This is a genomic window from Vibrio sp. Makdt, from assembly GCF_027587015.1.
In the GTDB taxonomy this organism is placed as follows: Bacteria; Pseudomonadota; Gammaproteobacteria; order Enterobacterales; family Vibrionaceae; genus Vibrio; species Vibrio chagasii_B.
Map to the genome: position 1 here is coordinate 1 of NZ_JAPPTH010000059.1, position 2,788 is coordinate 2,788.

Here is a 2,788-nt window from a genome sequence, read left to right on the forward strand (position 1 = left end):
CTACTGAACCTAGCTATAGATAGCAAGTTAAGAGCGAGTGATTTGCTAAAGCTACACGTTTACGATGTTTCTTCGCAAGGAGTTATCTATGAAAGGGTTCAGTGCATCCAGCAAAAAACTGGCACCGATGTCCATTATGAGATTACTCCGAGAACACAGCAAAGTATTAGCCGATGGATTTTTGCAGCATCCCTAGAGGCAAGCAGTTTTCTATTCCCGAGTAGCCGACGCTTTGGGCAACCTATCAGCTACTCATTCTATTGTTCAATTATCAGGATCTGGGCTGCAAAACTGGGACTGAATGCTGACTATTACGGCACTCATTCCATGCGCCGCACCAAAGCCACTTTAATCTATGCTAGAACGAAAAACATCAGGGCCATACAGATCTTACTTGGACATTCGAAGCTAGATAACACAGTTCGATACCTTGGCGTTGAGCTAGAAGACGCTCTGAGGTTGTCTGAGAAAACTGACAGTTGACAGACAGGAGCTGAAACAGGCTTTTCTTCTGAAAAGCCTGTGCCCCAAGGCTACTTGGAGTAATCAACCATTCACAAACTATATATTCTTGTTTACACTTACTTAGCACCATGGAGATATCTGCTTAGCATAATTGACACTCATAAAGCTTTTTGGGCTTGTTGTACTAGGAGGTATCTGATAGCTTTAGTGCATGAGCAAAATATATTTGACCCAAATTTCAATGACGGACATGCCTTCGCAGCGAATGCTGAGAGGGATGGTCTGCTTGCTCTGAAAAAAGTCCAAAGCAACATCATTCCAACTATCACAAACTGGAATGGTGAACAAACTAATAAGTAATGATTGCCTTTCCAGTTAATAAAAATGTTAATCTAGGAGATACAGTCATGACGTCATTTGTTACCACTCCAATTTTTTACGCTAACGGTGAGCCTCATCTGGGCCACGCCTACAGTGGAATCATAGGTGATATCTTTCATCGTTTCGCCCTGCTTACTGGCAAGCGGAATTTACTTATTACAGGAACCGATGAACACGGCCAGAAAATTGCCTCCGCCGCAGAAAAAAATCATTCAGATATTAAAATGTTTGTGGATACCAAATCCGCTACATTCTCTGATTTATGGCCTGAGCTAAATATTCATCCAGACATATTTATCCGTACCACCCAAAGTGAACATAAACACCACGTTGGCCAAATATGGCAAAGATTATATGCAAATGATGATATATATATTGGCACTTATTCTGGTGAATACTGCATAGCCTGCGAACAGTTTTATCCAGAAAGGGAGCTGGCAGAAGATAAGCACTGTCCGGTACATAAAAAACCAGTGCAAACTGTAGAAGAAGAGACTTATCTGTTTCGTTTGGAAAAGTATCGTGCAAAACTTTTGGACTTCTATCAATCAAATCCTGACGTGATTACTCCTCAACACTTTCAACAGAGCATTATTGCTCAGCTACAGAAAGAGCCACTTGAAGATCTATCAGTATCGCGGGTCAACAATACATGGGGTGTTAAGGTTCCCAATGATGCTAACCATACTGTCTACGTATGGATTGATGCTTTGTTTAGTTATATAACGGCTATTGAACAGACGGGACACACCCCCCTAGCGGTTGCAAAAACCAAACATGTATTGGGTAAAGATATTTTAAAATTTCATGCTCTTTACTGGCCTGCGTTTCTTCTTGCCCTCGACCTCCCATTGCCTGAAAAGCTAATTGTGCATGGGTGGTGGACAGTAGAGGGGGATAAGATATCTAAATCTAATCCAGAAACCACCGTACACCCGAGCAGCTTCAGCCAAAAGCTTTCTAAAGATGGCTTGCGTTATGCTTTAGTAAGGCAGAAACCGCTGTTCCGTGATGGTAATTTGGCCATTAACGAACTGACTGAAGTCATCAATGTGGATCTTGCCAATAATTTGGCTAATTTGGTTAAACGTAACCATACTTTGCTACTTAGGTATTTTGAAGGCAAGCTAGAAAGCGGTATAACGCAAGCTTTGGATCAAGAGTGCCTGCAACTTTTAAATAAGTGCCAACAAAAGCTAGAACAGGTTATCCAGAGCTACAAAATGGACGATATATATCAAGTATCCTTAATACTTAAACAAGTGCTTGCACAACTGAATGTTTTTTTCCACCACAGAGCACCATGGCTAATCAGTAAAGGGCAGGAATCACAACATGTACAAAACACCTGTTTTGTTGTTAGCAATATTTTGCGTGAGGTGGCATTTCTCTATTCGCCAATTACTCCGGATTTAGCAAAGAGCATACTGGCTGAGTTGAAGGAGAATAATTCTTCTTTATTGCAGCATGGTAACTTAGCGTTGAGAGATATTAGTATCATTGAAGCGAAAAGTCATTTTCAGCGTGTTTGATTTCGTTGATGATGGCTGTGTGAATTAGTAAATAGTTAGAGCAGATTAGCCTGATTCGATTGTTCCGAGCTTTCTGAGTTAGTTAGAACGAACTATCTTGTTTAGACTATCAATGGTTTAGTTCTAACTGGCTTCTGCCGAATTTTTAGCTACTCGCCAGCTCAAAAAATATATTTACTGTTAAATGATCACCCACCGTGGTGGTCTTTTAGTATCTTAAAAGGTACTTCATTCAGGAGTTATTATACTTTTTCTAATATCTACCAGCTTTGATAGGGCAAACCACCTAACAAGCTTTTGTCCAAAAATCTGTTTCAGCAGGAGTAGTGCTTACCCCTAAAAGTTTCAATCTTTAATGTTAAAGTTGCGAACTTTATTGTCTGAGTTTCGATCTTAGTTGTCCACCGACA

General features: G+C 40.5%; 2 protein-coding genes. Both read left to right on the forward strand.

From position 1 onward, the window contains the following. Positions 1–483 (forward strand): tyrosine-type recombinase/integrase (locus OH460_RS27240; protein ID WP_270000181.1); only part of this gene is annotated, 483 nt, incomplete at its 5' end. 389 nt (positions 484–872) lie between these two features. Then, positions 873–2,378, forward strand: a complete 1,506-nt coding sequence (metG, locus tag OH460_RS27245; protein ID WP_248639167.1) for a methionine--tRNA ligase — start codon at positions 873–875, stop codon at positions 2,376–2,378. The last annotated feature ends 410 nt before the right edge of the window (positions 2,379–2,788 follow it).

Coding starts and splice junctions, on each gene's coding strand:
- metG (WP_248639167.1), top strand. CDS start 873: ATGACGTCATTTGTTACCACTCCAATTTTTTACGCTAACGGTGAGCCT.